The organism is Bacillus sp. 22483, assembly GCF_052044605.1.
Taxonomy (GTDB): Bacteria; Bacillota; Bacilli; order Bacillales; family Bacillaceae; genus Bacillus; species Bacillus altitudinis.
Genome location: NZ_JBQENU010000002.1, coordinates 251,211 through 271,787 on the forward strand (window position 1 = coordinate 251,211; position 20,577 = coordinate 271,787).

Sequence of the window (20,577 nt, forward strand, 5' to 3'; positions counted from 1 at the left end):
TTCTATTCCCAGAACATATTAAATAGTTTTTTCATTTTGCCCGGTTTTTTATTTGTCTCTTGTTGCGCTTTTTGTTTCACTTTCGGTCTTGGCTGAGCTTCTTTTACTTGTGGTGTAGAAGAAACCGGCTCCATGGACGCGCCTACTTCATGAAATGCTTCATCCGGCATTTGGAATCCAACCTGTCTGCCCTGAATCTTTGCATTGCGATAAGCAAAATGGATCAGGCCCACTCCTGTCATATATTGAGGTTCCCTGACCCCAATATAATTAGGACTTGCGATTCTTACATTGTTTTGTAAGACCGTTTGTGCCAGAGAAAGGATACCTGGTATAGCTGCCTGTCCACCTGTTAGAACGAATCCGCCAGGCAAATCATGGACACCCATATTGCGTAATTCCTCTGCCACAAAAAGCAGAATCTCTTCCAATCGCGCTTCGATGATATTGGCTGCTTCAAGTTGTGTATACGTCTGTTTTTGGTCCGTACCGATGACGGAAACTTCAAATGTCTCCTCAGACGATGCCTCATCATAGAATGCATGCCCAAATTGCTTTTTGATTCGTTCAGCTTCTTCAGTGGAAGTTCTAAGTCCTATAGACAAATCTTTTGTAATGTTCTCTCCGCCCAATGGGATACTGTGAGTAGAATAGAGATGCCCGTTTTCAAATACGGATATCGTAGTAGAGCCGCCGCCAATATCGACAAGAGCTACCCCTAGATTTTTTTCATCTTTCGATAACGCCGCTGAACCCGATGCGAGTGGCTGCAAGCAAATATCCATAATTTCAATACCAGCCCGCTCTACACATCGGAGCCAGTTATGTAGAATCGTTTTAGAACCTGTGATTAACGATCCATCCACTTCTAGCCGTACACCTAGCATTTTTTTCGGATCTGTGATCTCATCTCTTCCGTCGACGATAAATTGTCTCGGAATTACGTCTACTACGAGATGTTCTTGCGGAATAGATACTACCTGTGCAGCATCCAAGACACGTCTCACATCTTCAGCATGTATTTCTTTATTTTCACTAGACACTGCGACCACGCCGCTCGTATTTTGAATATGAATGTGGTTTCCGTTAATTCCGACTATCGCCTTTTGTAAAGGAAAACCTACCATTCTCTCAGCCTGTTCAAATGCTTGTCTAATAGAATGAACTGTTTCATCTATATCAACAATCGATCCTTTTTTTAACCCCTCTGAAGGGACATTTCCAACACCTATAATGTTAAGCGAATCATCCGCCATTTCTCCGACGATGACTTTTATATTGGATGTACCGATGTCAAGGCTGACGTAAATTTCATTGTTGTTCATTCTATGGCACCTCCTCACATATCAATACTTTCTATTCTATTATTTGCTGAACAACAATACAATGAATGTGTTTTTACAAGTGTGTAACAAAACTTAAAAAATCAACATTTTTTATTAGGATTACTGAAAATATTCGTTACATCATATGTATATCCTTTTTTATGACTCACTTTTTTTCTTTTTTTCTCTAGAAATTGTCCATTTTGTTAGTAGAATTCTTCGAATAACGGCGATATTTTGAAACAATCTAACACCGAATGCAAACATTCCGACTAAATACAAGTCTACACCAAGATGGACGCCCAGAAAAGCTAAACTTATTGCGAGTATAATATTAAAGAAGAAACCTGATACAAACACTAGTTCATCGTATGCCCCTTGCAGATGTGCTCTGATTCCACCAATCAATGTATCAAGCGCAGCAAGTACAGCGAGGGAAAGATAGTTAGAATACTCATTCGGTATCGTAAAATTCGTTAAGAAACCGATCGCAACTCCTATGATTAAACCAAGTACAGGAAGCCACATTAAGATTTTCCCTCCTTTACATCGTCAAGAGGCTTCAATTCATTTAATTGAATTGTACCGTCGAATGCTTTTAAATGAATTTTTTTCTTCGGCGGTCTAATACTCAAACTGAAATTTTCCTGAGCAAACAAATCACCAATATCTGATACATTTAAACGGCTGTATAATTTATCGGCCTGCTCGCTGACCATCTTAATCGTGACTGTATCACCATCTATGCTGTAACCATCCATTTTCGTCGTACCATTAATATCTCGAATAACACTGGTGTTAATCACCCGGTGTTCATTAATGGAAATATGTTTTGCCCCAAACATATTGGCTTCGTTGATTAGTTTTTTTAGAAGATCAGGTGGTATATTTTTGACTTCTTCTCCGGTAAGTTCCTTAGAAAAAAGCTGAGTAATTTCTATTTCAACTCCTTCACCCGTTACCTCTGTAAAACCAGCCTTTTCTTTCAAATCCTTCAACGTTTTTGTTAATTGTGCTTCTTTTGATTGATCTTCTTGGTTGCCATACTTTTTTAGCATTTCATCATATTTATCAATTTCTTTCAATAAATCCAGTTCTTTACTTTTAGATGCAGATAAATCCTCTCTTAATTCCCAAACGTCTCGAGTATCGCGAACTTTAGGCTTTTGTAGAGAGTTAAACTGGATGGAGACCATGATGCCAAATATGACCATCAGGACTGTCAAACTAAGTAATGGCTTCTTTTTCCTCAACACCACTCACCTTTTCACATTTAATCTTTGTTTCTTAGAAGAGGATTCATACGAATATCCTTCTTTTCAATCGTCATGGAAATATGATCACTTGTCAGCTGATCAACCACCCCGCCTGCAATGTTTAATGCAGGAATTAAAACAGCTGGATCTCCAATAGCAGAAATGACAAATGGTGCTGGATGTTGAACACCATCAACCGTGACGACTGGACCGTTACAATGTATGTATGATTGGTGTGTGATTCTTTGTCCGTTTATAGCTACAGCAGATGCCCCTGATATAAATAGTTCGTTTATCACATGGAAAATGTGGCTCTCATGCACAATGTAATTATTGACATTTTGTCCACTCGGGATATAAGATGCATCTTCAAGAGATACTTTTACCCCTTTCCCTTTTACACCTATTTCTCCTGTAAACATTCTGTATTTCTCAACATCTTCCAAAACATTAAAATACTGCTCTTTTTCATTTTTCAAACCAAACTCTGTTTCTTGGACTTTTGATTGAAGACGATAAAGTTCTTTTTCAAGTTTTTGATTCGCCTTTTCTTGCTTTGTTAGCTGACTTTTCAAAGAATATTCTTTTTTCCATTGTTCTGTTCGATTGACATCTGCTCGATGCTGCTTCGTATATTGGTATGAAAAAGAAATCAGAAATCCAAGAACAAGCATTACAATTGAGAATATGACGGTTTTGCCTCTCAACGTTCATCTTCCTTTTTCTTAGATTTAAAAGCTTCAAAATACGTAGCTACTTCCATATGAATCGTACCTTTCTCAGAGGACGAAAGCTCTTTGACAATGGCAGGGTACGTCGTCATTTTATCTGCGAATGTTTTAATTGATGCAATAACGGTGTTTCCATCATTCATATAAAATTTAACGAGCCACTGATTGGAGCTAGTCGGTACGTAATATACTTCTGAGATTAGTTCCTGAATAGAAGCCGGCAGTTGATTCAGAGCTCTCACTGTTTGCTTCAATTTCTCTTTATTGTCCCAATCGACAAAAATAGGTCCTGCGTGACTTGGCGTTACTTCATCTGGCAAAGCCGTCCCGTTTTCAAGAAGCTCATAATAAAAATGTCCCTTTTGCAGATACGCAATATTTGCATACTCTTTGACAGCAATACTGACCTTATTAGGGAAATGTTTTTTGATACTGACACTTTTAATCAATTTATTTTGCTTTATATGGTCTGCTGTCATATCTTTATTTAAATTCCAAAACTCTGTCTCGCCTTCTTTAATTTGCGAAAGTTTAACGAGCTGTTTTGTTGGTACATGTTCATTACCACTAATGGTCAAAGAAGAAATTTTACTGATTGGTGTTTGCAAATAGACAATAATTAAAACCATGATAAAAAACAGCAAAATAAAAGAGATTAATCTCCGATTCGCTTTCTGCTTCCTTTGTTCTTTAATTTTAGGGATTCGCTCTTCTATATTGACGATCTTTTCATTTTCATGATCAGGCCGCATATATACTCTTCACCTCATTCAAAGCTGCTTGTCCGCACCTTTGGATCATTCTTTATCTCATATTGATTAGAAAACAAACGGCATGAAAAAATGCCGTTTGTTTTCCTGTGATACCATCATTCATAAGTAGTAGCCTTTAATTTGCTTCACCAATAATTTCTACTTCTGTATGCATCTCTACATTGTAGTCATCTTTGATTTTCTTTTGAATGTACTGAATTAAGTCGAGCACATCTTGAGCCTTCGCCCCACCAGCATTGACAATAAAGTTTCCGTGCATATCAGAAATTCTAGCGCCGCCAATCTGATATCCTTTTAAATTCGCCTTTTCTACAAGCTGTCCTGCATACTCAGGTAATGGATTTCGGAAAATACTGCCGGCGCATGGTTTATTATACGGTTGTGTTTCCTTACGATAATCTTTATTTTGCTGCATTTTCTTTGTGATTTTCTCACGTTCATCCTGTTTAAGCTTGAACACTGCTTCGAGAACAATTCCAGGGCGTTCCTTTTGAAGCACAGAAGTTCGATAGCTAAAATTCATTTGCTCATTAGTTAACCACTCGATCGTTCCATCTTCAAATAAGACTCTCGCTTTCACAAGAATCTTGCTAATGTCAGATCCATGTGCCCCTGCGTTCATATAAACAGCGCCACCAATAGATCCTGGAATACCAGCTGCGAATTCCAATCCTGACAGCCCCTGCTTACTAAGAGACGTCGCGAGTCTTACAACTGAATAGCCTCCACCAACTGTAATTTCTTCATCATTGACAGTTAAGTGATCAAGCCCAGCGCCCAGCTTTAAAACGACCCCGCGAATTCCTTTATCAAGGACAAGTAAATTGGATCCTCTCCCAATGACCGTCCATTGAGTATCATGTTTTTTCACCTGATCCATAATTGTTTTGACAGCATCGACATCTTTAGGGATGACTAATAGATCGGCCGGTCCGCCTATTTTCATTGTCGTATGATTTGCAAGCGGTTCATTTTCAAGTACTTTACCAACTTGCGCTTCTAATAATTCATTCTTCAAGTTCTCCATATTACCCTCCGCCTTACCTCATATCATTCATCATGAAGTCGTAATTTCTTTTAACACATTATATAAACGTGTGGCCGCATCTGGTACTCCAAGTTCTTTTGTTAAACGGCTCATTTGATGTAGTTTCTCGTCATTACCAGCAATTTCATCAATTGCATGAAGCAAGCGATCTCCAGAAAGCTCTGATTCTCTTAAAACGATCGCAGCATCATGTTTTTCAAGTGATCTAGCGTTAATTTCCTGATGATTTGCGGTCACGTATGGACTTGGAATGAAGATAGTCGGAATTCCAAGTGCCGTCACTTCAGCAATCGTTGTGGCTCCCGCTCTTGCAACAATGACATCAATTGATTTTAAATACTCCGGCATTTGATGCAAGAAAGGCTTTGTGATCATATTCGGTGCTTCACCTTTTTCTTTTAATTCGTTCAGCACTTTTTCATAATGAACCTCACCTGTAATATATAAAAGCTGATAGTTCTTTGCCTTTAATTCATCTTGCATGTCAATCACTGCTCGATTGATTGGAGCTGCACCTCTGCTCCCGCCAAAAATAAGAACCGTTTTTTTCTTCTCATCCAGCCCAAACTCTTTAAGAGATTTTCCCTCTTTAATAGAGACGACTTCAGAGGCTCTTGGGTTTCCCGTAAAAACAACCTTTTCTGAAGGAAAGTGTTCCTTTGCTTCTTCAAAACAGATGGCTACTTTATTCACATACCGTGCCAGAAACTTATTTGTGATGCCTGGCAGGCTATTTTGTTCGTGAATGATCGTTGGGATTTTTAGCGTAGACGCAGCATAAACAACTGGACCACACACATAACCACCTGTTCCAATAACAGCATCCGGCTTAAATTCTTTTAAATAAGATTTACTTTTTTGGACGCCCTTTAGAAACCTCATCACTGTTTTTACATTATCAAAGGAAAGCTTTCTTTTAAAACCTGAAATTTCAATTGATTTAAAAGGGATATTTTCTCTTTCTACAATTTTCTTTTCAAGCCCATTCTCAGTGCCAATATATAAAAATTCCACATCAGGATGCAGTCTTTTCACTTCTTTAATAAAAGCTAGAGCAGGATAAATATGCCCGCCTGTTCCGCCTCCACTAATAACTATACGCATTATACCATTTCCCCTCAATTTTTTTCTGCTCTGAACAAAGTATAAACCCTGTTTTAAACAACAGGGCTCCGTCAAAACCTGTAAAGAAGAGTCAATCATCATGTTTTCGAAACAGAAACTGCCATTTTCACTCTTCAAATCATTTTTTCATACTTTTGCAAAATAAAAGTCTATATGGTTTCATGGACTATCAGCACATTAATATCTAGCATATCTGCTTACATTCAAAAGTACGCCAATTGCCATCAGCATTAATGTCAGTGATGAACCGCCATAACTTAAGAATGGGAGTGTGATGCCCGTCACAGGGATGAGACCAGTGACAACTGCGATATTAATCATTACTTGAATGGCAACCATTGAGATGATACCCACTGCCAAGAAACTTCCATATAAATCTGGTGCCCCGAGGGCTATTCTAATGCCTCTCCACAATAGAACACTAAAGAGCAGCAAAATGAGTGATCCACCTATAAATCCAAGTTCTTCAGACAATATAGCAAAGATAAAGTCTGTTTGAGGCTCAGGCAAATAGAAGAATTTTTGTCTACTCTGACCTAGCCCCATTCCAAACAGACCGCCTGGACCGACAGCGTATAAGGATTGAATAATTTGAAACCCGCTGCCAAGTGGATCCTCCCAAGGATTTAAATAAGATGTAATTCGTTTTATTCGATAGGGTGCTGATAAGACAAGTGCGGCAAATCCGCTAAGCCCTAAAAGACCGAGAAAGATAAAGTGAGCGATTCTCGCACCTGAAACAAATATCATAATAATACAGGTTCCAACCATAACCGTTCCTGTACCTAGGTCCGGCTGCAGCATAATGATGGCAAATGCAGAAAACACAATACCTAGTGCTGGGGCGAAACCTTTACGAAAGGATGTGATATTCTTTTGCTTTTCAGATAAGAATTTTGCAAGAAACGCAATCATCGCAAGCTTCATAAATTCAGAGGGCTGAATACTAAACGCACCGACACCAATCCAGCTTCTTGAACCATTTCTCTCCATACCGATACCAGGAATCAAGACAAGCACGAGGAGGAGAAAACACACTGCAATCAGTATCTTTGACCAAGTCCGCCACGTCCAATAATCGACCCGCATAATGAAAAACATTGCGATAACTCCGATTCCGGCAAACAAAAGCTGTCTTTTTGCAAAATAAAACGAATCATCAAATTTATACGATGCCCACACAGCACTTGCGCTGTACACCATAATTAAACCAATCGTCAATAAAAGTAACGTAATGACAACAAGCAAAAAATCCGGAGAAGTTTTCTTATTCGTCAAGAGACCGACACCCCAAGCATAATTTCATTTGGGCTGTCAGTCTTATGAGAGACAAGCCCTTATTTAAGCATATGCACGGCGTTTACAAACATGTCTCCACGTTCTTCAAATGTTTTATGCTGATCCCAGCTTGCACAAGCTGGAGACAATAAAATCACGTCTTCTTCTTCAGATATGCTAAACGCCGCAGGTACTGCTTGTTCAACATTATCGACATGTTTTACGTGATGTATTCCCAGCTCTTCACCAAGCTTCACAAACTTAGGCGCAGTCTCACCAAATGTAATCATTCCTTTTACATTCTTCATAAAAGGTTTTAATTCATCAAATTCATTGCCACGATCCAGTCCACCTGCTAGTAAAATGGTCGGCTGCTTGAAGGCAGACAAAGCTTTACTTGTTGCCAGTATATTGGTCGCTTTACTGTCATTATAAAATTTTCTATTTTGAATCGTCTCCACAAATTGCAAACGATGCTTCACTCCACTAAATGTAGTAAGAACTTGCGCAATCGCTTCGTTTGAGCAGCCTGCATTTTTTACAACACAAATAGCTGCTAGAATATTTTCTTGGTTATGCTCACCAGGAAGAACAACATCCTTGAGGTCAATGACATGTTCATTCATATAGTAAATGGCACCATCTTTAATAAACGCTCCATGTGCTACCGGCTTTTTAACTGAGAAAAACACTTTTTGCGCTTTCGAATCTTCTGCTAGTTTGACAACAGAAGGATCATCTAGGTTAACCACAGCTATGTCATCTTCTTGTTGATGTGCATACACTTTCTGTTTTGCTTTTTCGTATTCTTCACGCGTGTGATGATAGTCTAAATGTGCGTCAAAAATATTTAATATTAAGCTGATTTTAGGTCTGAATTCAACGGTTCCCATTAACTGAAATGAAGAGAGCTCAGTTACGATCCATTCATCGCCCGCTGCACGCGCGGCAACTTCACTTGCGACCGTTCCGATATTACCTGCTACCAATGTTTTTTGGCTGTCTTTTTTCAACATTTCATAAATCAAAGTGGTCGTGGTCGTTTTTCCATTTGATCCGGTAATCCCAATAAAAGGAGACGAGGTCAAATGATACGCCAATTCTATTTCAGTCCAAACTGGAATTTTTCGGCGAAGCGCCTCTTGAACCATCACATTCTCATAAGGAATTCCAGGGTTCTTAATTAAAATCGTAATTTCTTTATCGTCGAACATACGAAGAGGATGACTGCCACAAATGACATCAATCCCCTTTTCAGAAAGTAGCTGAGCAGGCTCGTTTTCTTCAAAAGCTTTTTGGTCATTGACCGTCACGTTTATTCCGTGCTCGTGAAGAATTGAGGCTGCCGCATATCCGCTTTTTGCAAGGCCTAGTACTAGTACATGTTCGTCTTTTAACATTTGCATCCTATTCAATTATAACCACACCTCGATGTAAATTCCTAAAACAGCAAGCAATAAACCAGCTGTCCAGAAGGTGACAACTACTCTCCACTCAGACCAGCCAACTAACTCATAGTGGTGGTGAAGCGGGCTCATCTTAAAGATTCTTTTTCCAGTTGTTTTAAAGGAGATGACTTGAAGGATAACGGATAACGTTTCAACAACAAATACTCCTCCAATAATGACGAGTAAAATCTCAAGTTTTGTTAAAATGGCAATGGCCACTATGGCACCGCCTAAAGCAAGCGATCCCGTATCACCCATAAATACTTTTGCAGGATGCGCATTAAAGACAAGGAACCCAAGGACAGCGCCTGCTACTGCTACCGAAAAGATCGCCACATCATACTGAGATTGATTCCAAGCCAATATGGCAAAAGCTCCGAATGCAATAGCAGCTGTTCCAGATAATAAACCATCAAGTCCATCCGTAAGGTTTACCGCATTAGAACCACCGACAAGCATGAAAACGACGAGGATAAAGTATGCCCATCCTAAGTCAAAGCTGACATCTGTTCCTGGAATGCGAATAGTCGTTGCAAACTCATAATAATGGAAGACTGCATAGAAAATCACAGCAATCACAATTTGCCCGATCAGTTTTTGTTTCGATGTTAAGCCAAGATTTCGCTTCATCGCTACTTTAATATAATCATCTAAAAATCCTAATAATCCGTAGCCAAGGGTGACAAATAACAATAAAAACATTTCTGGACTAATCTCAGAGAATTTGTTAATCATCACGATCGTTGTAATTGTAATAGAAAAGATAATCATAATTCCACCCATTGTTGGGGTACCAGATTTCTTTTGGTGAGACTGAGGTCCTTCTTCTCTAATACTTTGACCAAATTTAAGCCTTCTTAAAAACGGAATAAAAATCGGGGATAAAAGAACACTGATTAAAAATCCCATTATGATTGTAAACAATATCACCTGTTCAAGCATTGTTCTTTACTCCTTCCGAATTTCCAAAGCCGTTTTCCATTAGAAAATAGCATTCATTATTATGATATTCATTCGTGTCTTTCGTATGTTGTTTTTGTACAAAATGCTTCATTTCATTACACTCTTTTCATCATTTTTAAGATTTGTTTAGATCTAAAATAGCGTCCGCTGCCACCTTGGCATCATCAAAGTCATAGACTTGATCACCAATGATTTGGTACGTCTCATGGCCTTTTCCAGCTATTAAGACTGTATCGCCCTTTTTTGCATTAGCAATGGCAAAAAAGATGGCCTGTTTCCGGTTCACAAAGCTGTGATAATAGGCGTTTGGCACGCCATTTTCCATGTCTTTCAAAATGGCTGATGGATCTTCACTTCTTGGATTATCTGATGTGAAAACAGGCTCATCTGCATATTTCACAGCGATTTGGGCCATCTGAGGGCGCTTGGTTTTATCACGGTCGCCCCCGCAGCCAACTACACAGAAAATTCTACCTTCTGTTAATTCTCTACACGTAGTCAGTACATTTTCTAAACTGTCAGGTGTGTGCGCATAATCAACGATGACTGGGAAGTCTTGATCAAAATTCACAAGTTCGAATCTTCCTTTGACTCCCTCAAGTTCTTCAATGGCACTAACGATCGTTTCAAACGTTAAGCCTGATACAATTCCTACTGATACAGCTGCTAAAATGTTATACACATTGAATTTCCCAATAAGGGCAACCGTCACATTTTTTGTGCCGATTGGGGTGATCAAATCAAATTGTGTTCCCTTTGGTTTGATTTGAATGTTCTTTGCCATTACATCTGCTTCTTGCTCTAAGCCATACGTCATAATTTCAGCAGCTGTGACTTTTTCAAAATCACTAGACGCTTCATCATCTGCATTTAAAATGGCATGCTTCGGCTTATCGTGCTGAAAGGCACTTCCAAGCTGGGAAAAGAGCAAGCTTTTTGCATGTTTATATTCTTCCATTGTGTTGTGGTAGTCCAGATGATCTTGGGTAAGATTTGTAAAGACGGCAATATCATAATCACATCCATGAACACGCCCAAGATGCAAAGCATGTGATGATACTTCCATAATGGCCGTATCTACATCTTGATTAAGCATCTGCTTAAAGGTCTTCTGAAGGGTGACACTCTCAGGTGTTGTGTTTTTCACTTCGAGAATTTCATCGTTTACCTTCATATACATCGTACCGATTAAACCTGTTTTTTTATCGGCTTTTCTCATGATTTGCTCAATCATGTGTGTTGTGGACGTTTTCCCGTTCGTTCCTGTAATACCAATTAGATTGAGTTGATGAGTTGGCTGTTCGTAAAAAGCATCTGCTATTCTTGCAAGTGCTCTTTGAGAGTGTTTTACAATAATGACTGGTACATCTGTTATGTGAAGTGGGTGTTCTGCTACAATCGCTGCAGCCCCGCTTCTCACTGCTTTTTCAGCGTAATCATGTCCATCTACTGTATAGCCTTTTATACAGACAAAAAGACTCCCTTTTTTCACTTCTCTTGAATCCATTTCAATGGAAGTAATCTCCGGATTTTCGTTTATCAGTTCATTGTTTTCACTTTTAAAGTATGTAAGGAGTTCTTGTAATTTCATTTCATATCAAACCTCTCAAATTCGTTCACGTGCATGTCTTGTGAAAAAAACACACAGTCTATATTTTATCGTAAAAAAAAGGATACATCCAGCGTATTCCTTAAGTTTCTCTTGGAAAAAACACACTTTATGCTCTTTTTTTAAAGCGACCCTTCTCTTTCAACAAAAAGAGGCAGCCGAATGAGTGCGGCTACCCTCTGTTCATTCTTTATTATTCATCATTTAAGTATAATCGGATCGTGGAACCTTCTTTGACCTTTGTGCCGGCAGCAGGCGATTGCTTCACCACTTTACTGCCAGTTCCTGAAGCATCAATCTTTAGATTAATCAGGAGTGATTCAAGGTCAGAAACAGATCCTCCTACAAGATTCGGTACCTCAATGGTTTTTGTGTCCAGCCATTGATACTTCTTTTCAATTTGTCCTTTTCTTTTTTTCACGCCCATTTCAGGCAGACTGTCTCGCATAATATGGCCCACAATAGGTGCCGCTACTGTCCCACCAAATTGAATCGTGCCTTTTGGGTTATCTACTGCTACATATACAACAATGCTTGGATCATCCGCAGGTGCAAACCCGATAAATGACACAATGTGGTTATTTTCCATGTACTTTCCGTCTTTTACTTTCTGTGCTGTTCCTGTTTTTCCGCCCACCCGATATCCTTCAACGAATGCATTCCGACCAGTTCCTTGAGCGACTACACTTTCAAGGGCATACCTGATTTCTTTAGACGTCTCCGCTGAAATGACTTTCTTCTTGGCAATTGGTGATTGCTTTTTCACTACCTCTTTTGTAATTGGATCGATCCATTCTTTTGCAATATACGGCGTGTAAAGCGTTCCTCCATTTACTGCGGCTGCCACTGCAGCTACTTGTTGAATCGGCGTAACAGATACACCTTGACCAAATGCTGTTGTTGCCTGTTCTACAGGACCAACACGATCAAGCGGGAACAAAATTCCTCTACCTTCTCCTTGAAGGTCGATTCCTGTCTTTTGACCAAAGCCGAAATTTTTAATATAAGAAAATAGTTTATCTTTTCCAAGACGGTCGCCTAGCTCGACAAATCCTGGGTTACAAGAGTTTTGTACCACTTCTAGAAACGACTGTGATCCATGTCCTCCCTTTTTCCAGCATCTGAGCCTTGCGCCATCCACTGTCACAGATCCGCTGTCAAAAAAATGATCACGTTTTAAATTTACTTTATTTTCTTCCAGGGCAGCTGCCAGTGTAATGATTTTAAACGTCGATCCTGGCTCATATGTGCTCCACACCGGTAAGTTTCGGTTAAATACTTTTGAATCAACTGATTGATAGTCAGCCGGATCAAAGTCAGGTCTACTCGACATTCCCAGCACCTCACCATTTTTCGGATTCATGGCAATGGCAATCATGCCATCTGGGTTATATTTTGCCTGAGCATTGTCTAGTTCTCGTTCGATGATGGTTTGCACTTTTGAATCAACGGTTAATTTCATATCAAGCCCATCTTTAGGCGGTGTATAATCATCTGCTTCATCTGGCATTTTCTGCCCTTTTGCATCAGAATAAAATTTCACAGAGCCTTTTTCACCTTTTAGGTCATCATCATAGTACGCTTCTAGCCCAAGTAAGCCCTGATTATCAATTCCAGCAAAACCTAATACATGAGATAAGAAACTTCCAAACGGGTAATGTCTGATGCTGTCCTCTGCTACATAGACTCCATCTAAATCAAGCTCTCTGACTTCTTTTGCTTTTTCATGAGATACTTTTCTCCCCTCTGGAGAAATCCGCTCTATAGACGTTTTCTTGGTGACATGCTTGTACGCTTTCTCCTCAGACATATTCAGTACTGCAGCTAATTTTTTGCTTGTTTCTGCTGGGTCTTTCACCTGCCGCGGCACGACTAAAATAGAGGGAGCACTTTTGTTCGTCGCAAGCTCCACCCCATTTCGATCCAAAATATCTCCTCGTTCTGGTTCAAATGGAAGGTTACGGCTCCATGAATCTTTCGCTAAACTTGTCAGCTTCTCGCCCATAATAAACTGCACATATCCTAATCTAGTATCTATGATGAAAAAAATGATCACCCCAAACAGCAGCACGAAAAGCAATCGTTTTCTCACTGTTACACTTGACACTCGCACGCCCGGTTCACTCCTTACATATGGCTTGTTTTCATCATATGCAGGCTCGTCTTTTTATAGAACGATCTCGTCCATCGCTCAAGCAAAAGAAAAAAACCCAGCAAATGATTTGCTAGGTTTTCAAGTTAATTTGGACTTTTGAAGGTCACTGTGACGACTTTATCTGAAATCTCTGCTCCACTTTTCACGCTTTGTTTGACAGCATATCCCTGTCCATTTGTTTCAATATGCACACCTGAAATAGACGCATATTGAAGAACTTCCCTTCTGGACCAGCCTGTCATATCAGGCATTTTAATGGTTTTCCCTGCTGTTTTCAAAAAGACTTTCTGGCTTTCAGAGAATTCAGAGCCCGCATTTGGCCATTGGCGTTTAATGGATAAACCGTCACCAATGACAACAGGTGATAACTTTTTGTTTTTTGCTTCTGTTTCTGCCTGTTTCACTTCTAAATCTAGGAATGACGGCATTGTTTCTTGTTTTATTTTCTGTTTGCCAGATTTTTTATCGTCTGTTTTTGTTGGTGCGATATTTAAATAGAGCAAACTATTTTTCATCACAGGGTTAAAGATTTCTGAAACAGGGGCAGAGCCTGTCTGTGTTTCAGATAGCTGAGGCTGTTGGACAGCCACATAAACGAGTAGCTTCGGATCATCTTTTGGTGCCATTCCCATAAATGAAAAGACGTAATCGTTTCTCCCTTGAAGGTAGCCGCCAGCACCGCCAATTTGTCCTGTACCCGTTTTCCCAGCGACATCAAAACCTTTGATTTGGTATGGCTGTCCTGTGCCAATTTTTGAGGAAACGACCTCACCTAAAATGTCACGGACTTGCTTCGCTGTATCAGAAGAAATTGGTTTTCCTGCTACTGTTGGTTCGTGCTGTAAAATTGTTTTGTTTGTGTTCGGATCTGTAATATGATCGATTACATATGGCTTCATCATCGTTCCACCGTTTGCAATGGCTGTCGCCGCTTCAATTTGCTGAATCGGGGTAATCGCTGACGCTTGACCATAAGCAGTCGATGCTTTGTCATATTCGTATCTGAAATTGATTTTACTAGACGCTTCGTTCGGCAAGTCTATGCCTGTTTTGTCATAGAAATGGAATTTTTGCAAGTATTGTTCGTAGCGTGTGAAACCTAATTTTTCTTTTGCCAATTTCGCAAAAGCTACGTTTGAAGAACGTAGAACACCTTCATGAAAATCAATTTTTCCCCAGCCATTTCCGTTGTTATGGTCTCTTACAAGACCGCCGCCTACTTTATAAGTACCAGACTGATACTTGTCACTGCCTTGGTACACTCCTTCTTGGATAGCAGCAGCGAGTGTGAAAATTTTCATCGTTGAACCTGGTTCAAATGCGTAAGAAATGACATCGTTGTTATAATTCGTAATGTCGAGTTCATTTAAATTAAAGCTTGGCCGCTGTCCCATCGCAAGAACTCTTCCAGTTTTCGGATCAACGACTGTCGCAATGATTTTCTTCGGCTTATATTTTTTAGCGACCTGCGTCATACTTTCTTCAAGAAATGCTTGAATTTTTTGGTCGATGGTCAGTGTGACGTTTTTCCCGTCTTTCGGGGCAACGATGTCTTCTTTACTATTCGGAAGTGCCCATCCGCTTCTGTCGCTGTTATACGTTACATAGCCATCTTTTTCTTTTAAATATTTATTCAGAGCCTTTTCTAGACCCATTGCGCCTGACATGTCCTTGGTGGCTTCATCTAATCTAGCATAACCGATTAAGTTCGAAGCAAACATGCCGTTTGGATAATACCTCTTTGTATCTTTTTCAAAGGCGATCCCAGGAAGTTTTAGCTTTTCAATTTTTTCCTTAGTTGAAAAACTAATATCCTTTCCGGCTTTACCAAACTCGACTTGGAACGCATCTTTTGTATTCAGACGCTTTAAAATTTCACTCTCACTCATATCAATGACTTTTGACAGCTCTTTTGCTGTCTTTTCTTTGTCAACGACATGCATCGGATGCTTTGGATCGACCGTCATTTTCTTGCTCATGATCGCAATCAGCTTATACACAGATGTATCTTCTGCAATCACATTTCCGTTTCTGTCTAAAATGGACCCTCTTTTGGCTTCAAGTGTTTTTTTCGATTGATATTGTTCATTGGCTTTTGCAGCTAACACTTGTCCATCGACGGTTCCCGTAATCTGAATATAAATAAAACGTGCAAGGATGATAAAGAAAAACAGGGCGAAGCAAATACTCGCAATTGCCGCGCCTCTGTTCATCATTTTATTCTTTTTAGGCATCGCCATGTTAATCGACCTTCTTAACATCTTTCGACATGCTTAAGCCTGCTTTTTTAGCGGCTTCAATGATTCTCTCTGGTTCACTTAGTAAATCTTTTTGCTTTTGCAGTTCAGTGATCTTTTTCGATTCTAAAGACACTTGCTGTTCTAGCTTCTGCACTTCGATATTTGCGTGATAAACAGCAAAGGCTTTAGAAATGATGAGGATCGAGCTGCACATGAGAGCCATGACAAACATGACAAGTAAGATTTTTTCACCAAGTGTAATAGAACCTCTTCTTCTAATCACAACCGATTGACCTTGTTGCTCGGTTTGATGTTGCTTTACTTCTCTTTGGTAAGCCAAATTACTCATAAGAAACCTCCTTTTTATCATCATCTATGGTGTCGTTTACTTTTTTTCTGCAATTCGGAGCTTCGCTGAACGGGCACGGTTGTTATATTCCAGCTCTTGTTCTGATGCAACGATTGGTTTTCTCGTGATCAGCTTCAGTTTTGGTTCAAGTCCTTCTGGAATCACTGGTAGTCCGTGCGGAAGTTCTGGAAGAGAAGACATTTCTTTAAATGTACTTTTACAAATCCGATCTTCAAGTGAATGGAATGTAATGACAGAAATTCTCCCCTTCGGATTGAGTAACTCTATTGCTTGTTCTAGTGCTTCTTCAAATACTTTCAATTCGTCATTTACGGCAATTCGGATCGCTTGAAACACTCTTTTCGCTGGATGTCCGCCTTTTCGTCTTGCAGGTGCGGGAATTCCTTCTTTAATAATGTCGACAAGCTCACCTGTTGTTTCAATTGGCGCTTTTTTTCTGGCTTCTTCAATTTTGCGTGCGATTTGCTTGCTGAATTTTTCTTCCCCATATTTGTAGAAAATCCGAACTAGATCTTCAAATGGCCATTCATTCACCACTTGTTTTGCTGACAAAGCAGCGGTTTGATCCATTCGCATGTCAAGAGGTGCATCATGGTGATAACTAAAGCCTCTCTCTGGTGTGTCAAGCTGAGGTGATGAAACCCCAAGATCAAAAATCACACCGTCTACGCTTGTAATTCCTTGTTCATTCAGACGTTCTTTTAAATATCGGAAGTTGCTTTTTATGAAAAGAATGTTCGCTTTAACATGTGCGAGCTTCTCTCGTGCATGATCCAGTGCAGCATCGTCTTGGTCAAACCCAATCAATGTACCTTTTTCTGATAATTGAGATAGTAAATATGAGCTATGACCTGCGCCGCCTAGCGTGCAGTCCACATATGTACCGTCTTCTTTGACGTTTAAACCGTCAACTGTTTCTTTTAATAATACTGTCTCATGTTGAAACATGATGATATGGTCCCACCTTTTTCAAATAGAAATGAATGTGTAGAAAGCTTGCTGCACAAGGGATTATTATATATCAAATCCAATCATGTTTTCAGCAATTTCAGCAAAAGAATCTTCTTGCTCTTCTGTATATTGTTCCCAGATCGACTTACTCCACAACTCAATTCGATTTGAAACGCCGATGACCACACATTCTTTTTCGAGTTTTGCATATTGGAGTAGGTTGGATGCGATGTTAATACGCCCCTGCTTGTCCAGATCACATTCAACTGCGCCGGAGAAGAAGAACCGAGTAAACGCACGTGCATCTTTTTTCGTTAGCGGCAGTGCTTTGAGTTTCTCTTCAATTAGTTTCCACTCACTCATAGGGTAGCCAAATAAACATTGATCAAGCCCTCTCGTCAGCACAAACTGTTCTCCGAGACCGTCTCTAAATTTAGCAGGGATGATCATGCGCCCTTTTGTATCAATCGTATGTTGGTATTCACCCATGAACATGATATTAGAGCCCCACTTTCTCACCCATACTCTCCACTATCCACCACTTCTCTCCACAAAACTTATTTTACACTGTTTCCACATAAAAAAAAACCCTGAACTAGTCAGGGTTCATTAAAACTTTATTTCAAAGTTTGACAATTTGTTGCTTGTTTTGAAATGAAAATGGCAGATTTTTGAACGTTTTGAAGAATTCTGGACCATATTTGTTTAAAAAGTACATGATATTCCAAATTCTTTCTTGTGGTGCTTCGAGTGGTTTTAAACTATTTTCAATCCTTTCAAAATCTCGAAGGATGTATCCTTCCTTCTCTTCCACACGCTTTGCAACCTTTTGATAAACAAATTGAAGCTGGTCTTCTATAAATTTGGCATTTTTATCTAATAGCTGTTCAAAGCTTGGTTCGATCTCTAGCGCTTCTTGTCTCATTGCCTCGTGAACATTCGCTAATTCACGTTTGGCATGTTGAACTGATTGAACGAAGCTGTCTGGAAGACTTTGCTGAAAGTGCGCATCCTTCTTTTCTTTCACGCCTTTTGTCAGCACCTCTTCAACCGACAATTCTCTTATTGGCAGCTTCTTATCAATATGCCTTTCAAGAATGGTGACGTGCAGTCTTGGAAGAACGGGTGCCATTTTGACATCGAAGTACTCGAAGATGCCTTTCAGCTCACCCCAATAGTTCACTTCACCGTGTCCAGCCATAAAAGCAAGCGTTGGAAGAAGGGCTTCCTGCATCAATGGACGGGTCACCACATTATTGCTAAACCGCTCTGGGTGCTCCTCGACTTCCTGCAAAAGCTCATCTTTTGTCCAAGTAAGCCCCACTTCAGATATAGAAAATTGGCCATTCTCTTGTTCAATGAGGAAACGTTCATCATCATATTCGTAAAACAAGTTGGCTTGATGGTCACCAGCTTCAATAATCGGCTGATACCCCGCTTGTTTCATGGCAGCCTGCGTGTTATCTAAGCGAGCCACGATCGCATCACTCGACTCCACAATTTGCTTGAATAACGTACGTTCAAGTGGCTTCACGCCGAAGTCTCCTGAATTCAATAACAGGAGTCCATCTTCTTCAAATAGATCGCAAACAATCCACTCAAAGAAATCAGTAAACGTTTCTGATTTGCGTAAACATCGAAGAAGCTGATCAAACAAGTCATTGGTGTAAGCAGATTCCTCATAGGTTGAAAATACATCACGAAGCCATCTCTCTGTTTTCTCTTGGTGAAGAGGTGTTCTTTTCGCAGCTGTTTTTTTCACATGATGTAATGGAAGCTTTTGTTTGACTGGGCCTTTTTCGCCAGACGTGTACACAAAGTTAATTTCGTCTACGTCGTGATCTTCACCCGCTACCCAAAAGACCGGAATAACAGGAACGCCAAGCGCTGATTCTTTTTCTTTGGCAAACTGAATAATGGAAATGATTTTATGTATGGTATAAAGCGGACCTGCCAGTAAGCCTGCCTGCTGTCCTCCAACCACCATGACGCTCCGTTCATCACGGATCTTCTCAATATTCTCACGCATCGCAGCCGAATCAAATTTCGCATGATATGCGCTCATATAATCCGCTAAAGCCTCGCGCGGGAAGCTCCTTTCCATGAGATCGTCGTATCTCTTTTTCCATGTGTGCTCAGAATGTATATCATAATCAAAAAAAGCAGTCATCTCTTTTTTTTCTTCTATATAATCACGTATGAATAAATTCTGACTTCGGATGGAAAGTTCAGTCAATTGCATGTTTAGAACTTCCTTTCTTCAATAAATAGTTAGTTTCCCGAAAAAGTATAGCATGTAAATGAGCTCACTCAAAAGATTTTGTTTGCTTTTTTTCCAATACTTCCAAGCTTCTATTCAAGAAAGTGAGGAATGGCGGCGTCATCCCTTGACCTTGAGCTTTTTTTAAAAGGTAGCCAATGATTGCTTTTCTTTCAGTTTGGCGGCCTTTGACGATATCTTGCAGCATCGACGATTGATTGGCAGCCGTTTGATGACAAATTGATTTCACATGAGCCCATAGACGATCTTTCTCAAGCAACCCTAGAATGGAAACCGCTTCTTCAAATGCACATGTCATCATATGTTCATATGACGGGTTCGATACCAATTCCCCATTATTCACATGTAATAAAGCCGTCAACGGATTAATACACACATTGACGAGCAGTTTTTCCTCCAGTACTTTCTTCCATTCATCTGTATAAACCATTTGAAAATCGCCCGTTGACAGTTCACTACTCATAGGTCCTTTTTCCTCATGCAGAAATGCTCCCCACTTGATGACACCAATTCCTGTATGATTTACTGCGCGATCAGACACCTTCATTGCGCCATGCTCTACTACACCAATATATAACTGATGTGCCGCTTTCCAGTTCTTTAAATCGAATAAGTGGGCCATTCCGTTCTGCAAAAATAAGATCCGCTGACGAGGCAGTCCTGATAATTCACTTAGAACATCTTGCAGGTGATGATACTTCACTGTCACAATCAGCAAATCAAATATTCCTTTGACTCCCGTATCGGCCCAAACAGCTGATTGAATGGTTTCCCCTCTTACCATTCGTTCAATGCCTAATGCTCGAATTTCTTCTGCCTGCTGTTTTCTTCTTGTAAAGAGGGTGATGTCATGATGCTCTGATAAATAACTGGCACAAAGCAGACCAATCGCACCACCGCCAATGATTCCAATTTTCAATTGCCGCACTTCCCTTTTTCTGTTTACTTCATGTTATCAACTATTTTACCAGTTTCGTGCTACGATGCAAAAAGCAGATAACGCGCTATGATTGAATTTTTTTAA

18 protein-coding genes are annotated in these 20,577 nt (G+C 39.9%); all 18 read right to left on the reverse strand.

Annotation, left to right across the window (positions count from 1 at the left end):
• Nucleotides 1–2: 2 nt before the first annotated feature.
• Entirely contained in the window at nt 3–1,325 is a 1,323-nt protein-coding gene (ftsA, locus tag ACTJJQ_RS04195; RefSeq protein ID WP_007499754.1) for a cell division protein FtsA, read from the reverse strand.
• 159 nt (nt 1,326–1,484) lie between these two features.
• Entirely contained in the window at nt 1,485–1,853 is a 369-nt protein-coding gene (locus ACTJJQ_RS04200; RefSeq protein ID WP_003210988.1) for a small basic family protein, read from the reverse strand.
• Nucleotides 1,853–2,578: a DUF881 domain-containing protein gene (locus tag ACTJJQ_RS04205; protein ID WP_007499758.1), complete on the reverse strand. Its 726-nt coding sequence runs from the start codon at nt 2,576–2,578 to the stop codon at nt 1,853–1,855. The genes ACTJJQ_RS04200 and ACTJJQ_RS04205 overlap by 1 nt, the downstream gene beginning before the upstream one ends.
• A 20-nt stretch (nt 2,579–2,598) precedes the next feature.
• Entirely contained in the window at nt 2,599–3,288 is a 690-nt protein-coding gene (locus ACTJJQ_RS04210; RefSeq protein WP_007499760.1) for a DUF881 domain-containing protein, read from the reverse strand.
• Nucleotides 3,285–4,064: a cell division protein FtsQ/DivIB gene (locus tag ACTJJQ_RS04215; RefSeq protein WP_268416686.1), complete on the reverse strand. Its 780-nt coding sequence runs from the start codon at nt 4,062–4,064 to the stop codon at nt 3,285–3,287. The genes ACTJJQ_RS04210 and ACTJJQ_RS04215 overlap by 4 nt, the downstream gene beginning before the upstream one ends.
• A gap of 136 nt (nt 4,065–4,200) precedes the next feature.
• Nucleotides 4,201–5,112: a UDP-N-acetylmuramate dehydrogenase gene (gene murB / locus ACTJJQ_RS04220; RefSeq protein WP_007499764.1), complete on the reverse strand. Its 912-nt coding sequence runs from the start codon at nt 5,110–5,112 to the stop codon at nt 4,201–4,203.
• Nucleotides 5,113–5,142: 30 nt separating this feature from the next.
• Entirely contained in the window at nt 5,143–6,237 is a 1,095-nt protein-coding gene (gene murG / locus ACTJJQ_RS04225) for an undecaprenyldiphospho-muramoylpentapeptide beta-N-acetylglucosaminyltransferase (RefSeq protein WP_440599978.1), read from the reverse strand.
• A gap of 198 nt (nt 6,238–6,435) precedes the next feature.
• Nucleotides 6,436–7,536 carry a stage V sporulation protein E gene (spoVE, locus tag ACTJJQ_RS04230; RefSeq protein ID WP_007499768.1) on the reverse strand — a complete coding sequence of 367 codons (1,101 nt, stop codon included), beginning with the start codon at nt 7,534–7,536 and terminating at the stop codon, nt 6,436–6,438.
• A gap of 59 nt (nt 7,537–7,595) precedes the next feature.
• Nucleotides 7,596–8,942, reverse strand: coding sequence for a UDP-N-acetylmuramoyl-L-alanine--D-glutamate ligase (gene murD, locus ACTJJQ_RS04235; RefSeq protein WP_440600000.1), 1,347 nt, complete (start codon nt 8,940–8,942; stop codon nt 7,596–7,598).
• Nucleotides 8,943–8,951: 9 nt separating this feature from the next.
• Nucleotides 8,952–9,926: a phospho-N-acetylmuramoyl-pentapeptide-transferase gene (mraY, locus tag ACTJJQ_RS04240; protein WP_007499771.1), complete on the reverse strand. Its 975-nt coding sequence runs from the start codon at nt 9,924–9,926 to the stop codon at nt 8,952–8,954.
• A gap of 136 nt (nt 9,927–10,062) precedes the next feature.
• Complete coding sequence (locus ACTJJQ_RS04245) at nt 10,063–11,538, reverse strand: UDP-N-acetylmuramoyl-L-alanyl-D-glutamate--2,6-diaminopimelate ligase (RefSeq protein WP_440599979.1); 1,476 nt, start codon at nt 11,536–11,538, stop codon at nt 10,063–10,065.
• 211 nt (nt 11,539–11,749) lie between these two features.
• Nucleotides 11,750–13,669: a stage V sporulation protein D gene (locus tag ACTJJQ_RS04250; protein WP_017359366.1), complete on the reverse strand. Its 1,920-nt coding sequence runs from the start codon at nt 13,667–13,669 to the stop codon at nt 11,750–11,752.
• Nucleotides 13,670–13,794: 125 nt separating this feature from the next.
• The gene (locus tag ACTJJQ_RS04255) at nt 13,795–15,945 is read right to left on the reverse strand and encodes a penicillin-binding protein (protein ID WP_024720306.1); all 2,151 of its coding nucleotides are present in this window, start codon (nt 15,943–15,945) and stop codon (nt 13,795–13,797) included.
• Between the two features lie 7 nt (nt 15,946–15,952).
• Nucleotides 15,953–16,300: a cell division protein FtsL gene (gene ftsL, locus ACTJJQ_RS04260; protein WP_025207292.1), complete on the reverse strand. Its 348-nt coding sequence runs from the start codon at nt 16,298–16,300 to the stop codon at nt 15,953–15,955.
• A gap of 36 nt (nt 16,301–16,336) precedes the next feature.
• Nucleotides 16,337–17,269, reverse strand: coding sequence for a 16S rRNA (cytosine(1402)-N(4))-methyltransferase RsmH (gene rsmH, locus ACTJJQ_RS04265; RefSeq protein WP_007499781.1), 933 nt, complete (start codon nt 17,267–17,269; stop codon nt 16,337–16,339).
• A 66-nt stretch (nt 17,270–17,335) separates the two neighbouring features.
• Nucleotides 17,336–17,767 carry a division/cell wall cluster transcriptional repressor MraZ gene (gene mraZ / locus ACTJJQ_RS04270; protein ID WP_003211163.1) on the reverse strand — a complete coding sequence of 144 codons (432 nt, stop codon included), beginning with the start codon at nt 17,765–17,767 and terminating at the stop codon, nt 17,336–17,338.
• 127 nt (nt 17,768–17,894) lie between these two features.
• On the reverse strand, nt 17,895–19,514 hold the full coding sequence (gene bshC / locus ACTJJQ_RS04275; protein WP_440599980.1) for a bacillithiol biosynthesis cysteine-adding enzyme BshC: 1,620 nt from the start codon (nt 19,512–19,514) through the stop codon (nt 17,895–17,897).
• Nucleotides 19,515–19,578: 64 nt separating this feature from the next.
• Nucleotides 19,579–20,472, reverse strand: a complete 894-nt coding sequence (locus ACTJJQ_RS04280; RefSeq protein ID WP_440599981.1) for a 2-dehydropantoate 2-reductase — start codon at nt 20,470–20,472, stop codon at nt 19,579–19,581.
• Between the last annotated feature and the right edge of the window lie 105 nt (nt 20,473–20,577).

Excerpts from the sequence above, each read along its gene's own strand:
- ftsA (WP_007499754.1), bottom strand. The coding sequence starts at position 1,325 with ATGAACAACAATGAAATTTACGTCAGCCTTGACATCGGTACATCCAAT.
- ACTJJQ_RS04200 (WP_003210988.1), bottom strand. The coding sequence starts at position 1,853 with ATGTGGCTTCCTGTACTTGGTTTAATCATAGGAGTTGCGATCGGTTTC.
- ACTJJQ_RS04215 (WP_268416686.1), bottom strand. The coding sequence starts at position 4,064 with ATGCGGCCTGATCATGAAAATGAAAAGATCGTCAATATAGAAGAGCGA.
- murB (WP_007499764.1), bottom strand. The coding sequence starts at position 5,112 with ATGGAGAACTTGAAGAATGAATTATTAGAAGCGCAAGTTGGTAAAGTA.
- murG (WP_440599978.1), bottom strand. The coding sequence starts at position 6,237 with ATGCGTATAGTTATTAGTGGAGGCGGAACAGGCGGGCATATTTATCCT.
- murD (WP_440600000.1), bottom strand. The coding sequence starts at position 8,942 with ATGCAAATGTTAAAAGACGAACATGTACTAGTACTAGGCCTTGCAAAA.
- mraY (WP_007499771.1), bottom strand. The coding sequence starts at position 9,926 with ATGCTTGAACAGGTGATATTGTTTACAATCATAATGGGATTTTTAATC.
- ACTJJQ_RS04245 (WP_440599979.1), bottom strand. The coding sequence starts at position 11,538 with ATGAAATTACAAGAACTCCTTACATACTTTAAAAGTGAAAACAATGAA.
- ACTJJQ_RS04255 (WP_024720306.1), bottom strand. The coding sequence starts at position 15,945 with ATGCCTAAAAAGAATAAAATGATGAACAGAGGCGCGGCAATTGCGAGT.
- ftsL (WP_025207292.1), bottom strand. The coding sequence starts at position 16,300 with ATGAGTAATTTGGCTTACCAAAGAGAAGTAAAGCAACATCAAACCGAG.
- rsmH (WP_007499781.1), bottom strand. The coding sequence starts at position 17,269 with ATGTTTCAACATGAGACAGTATTATTAAAAGAAACAGTTGACGGTTTA.
- mraZ (WP_003211163.1), bottom strand. The coding sequence starts at position 17,767 with ATGTTCATGGGTGAATACCAACATACGATTGATACAAAAGGGCGCATG.
- bshC (WP_440599980.1), bottom strand. The coding sequence starts at position 19,514 with ATGCAATTGACTGAACTTTCCATCCGAAGTCAGAATTTATTCATACGT.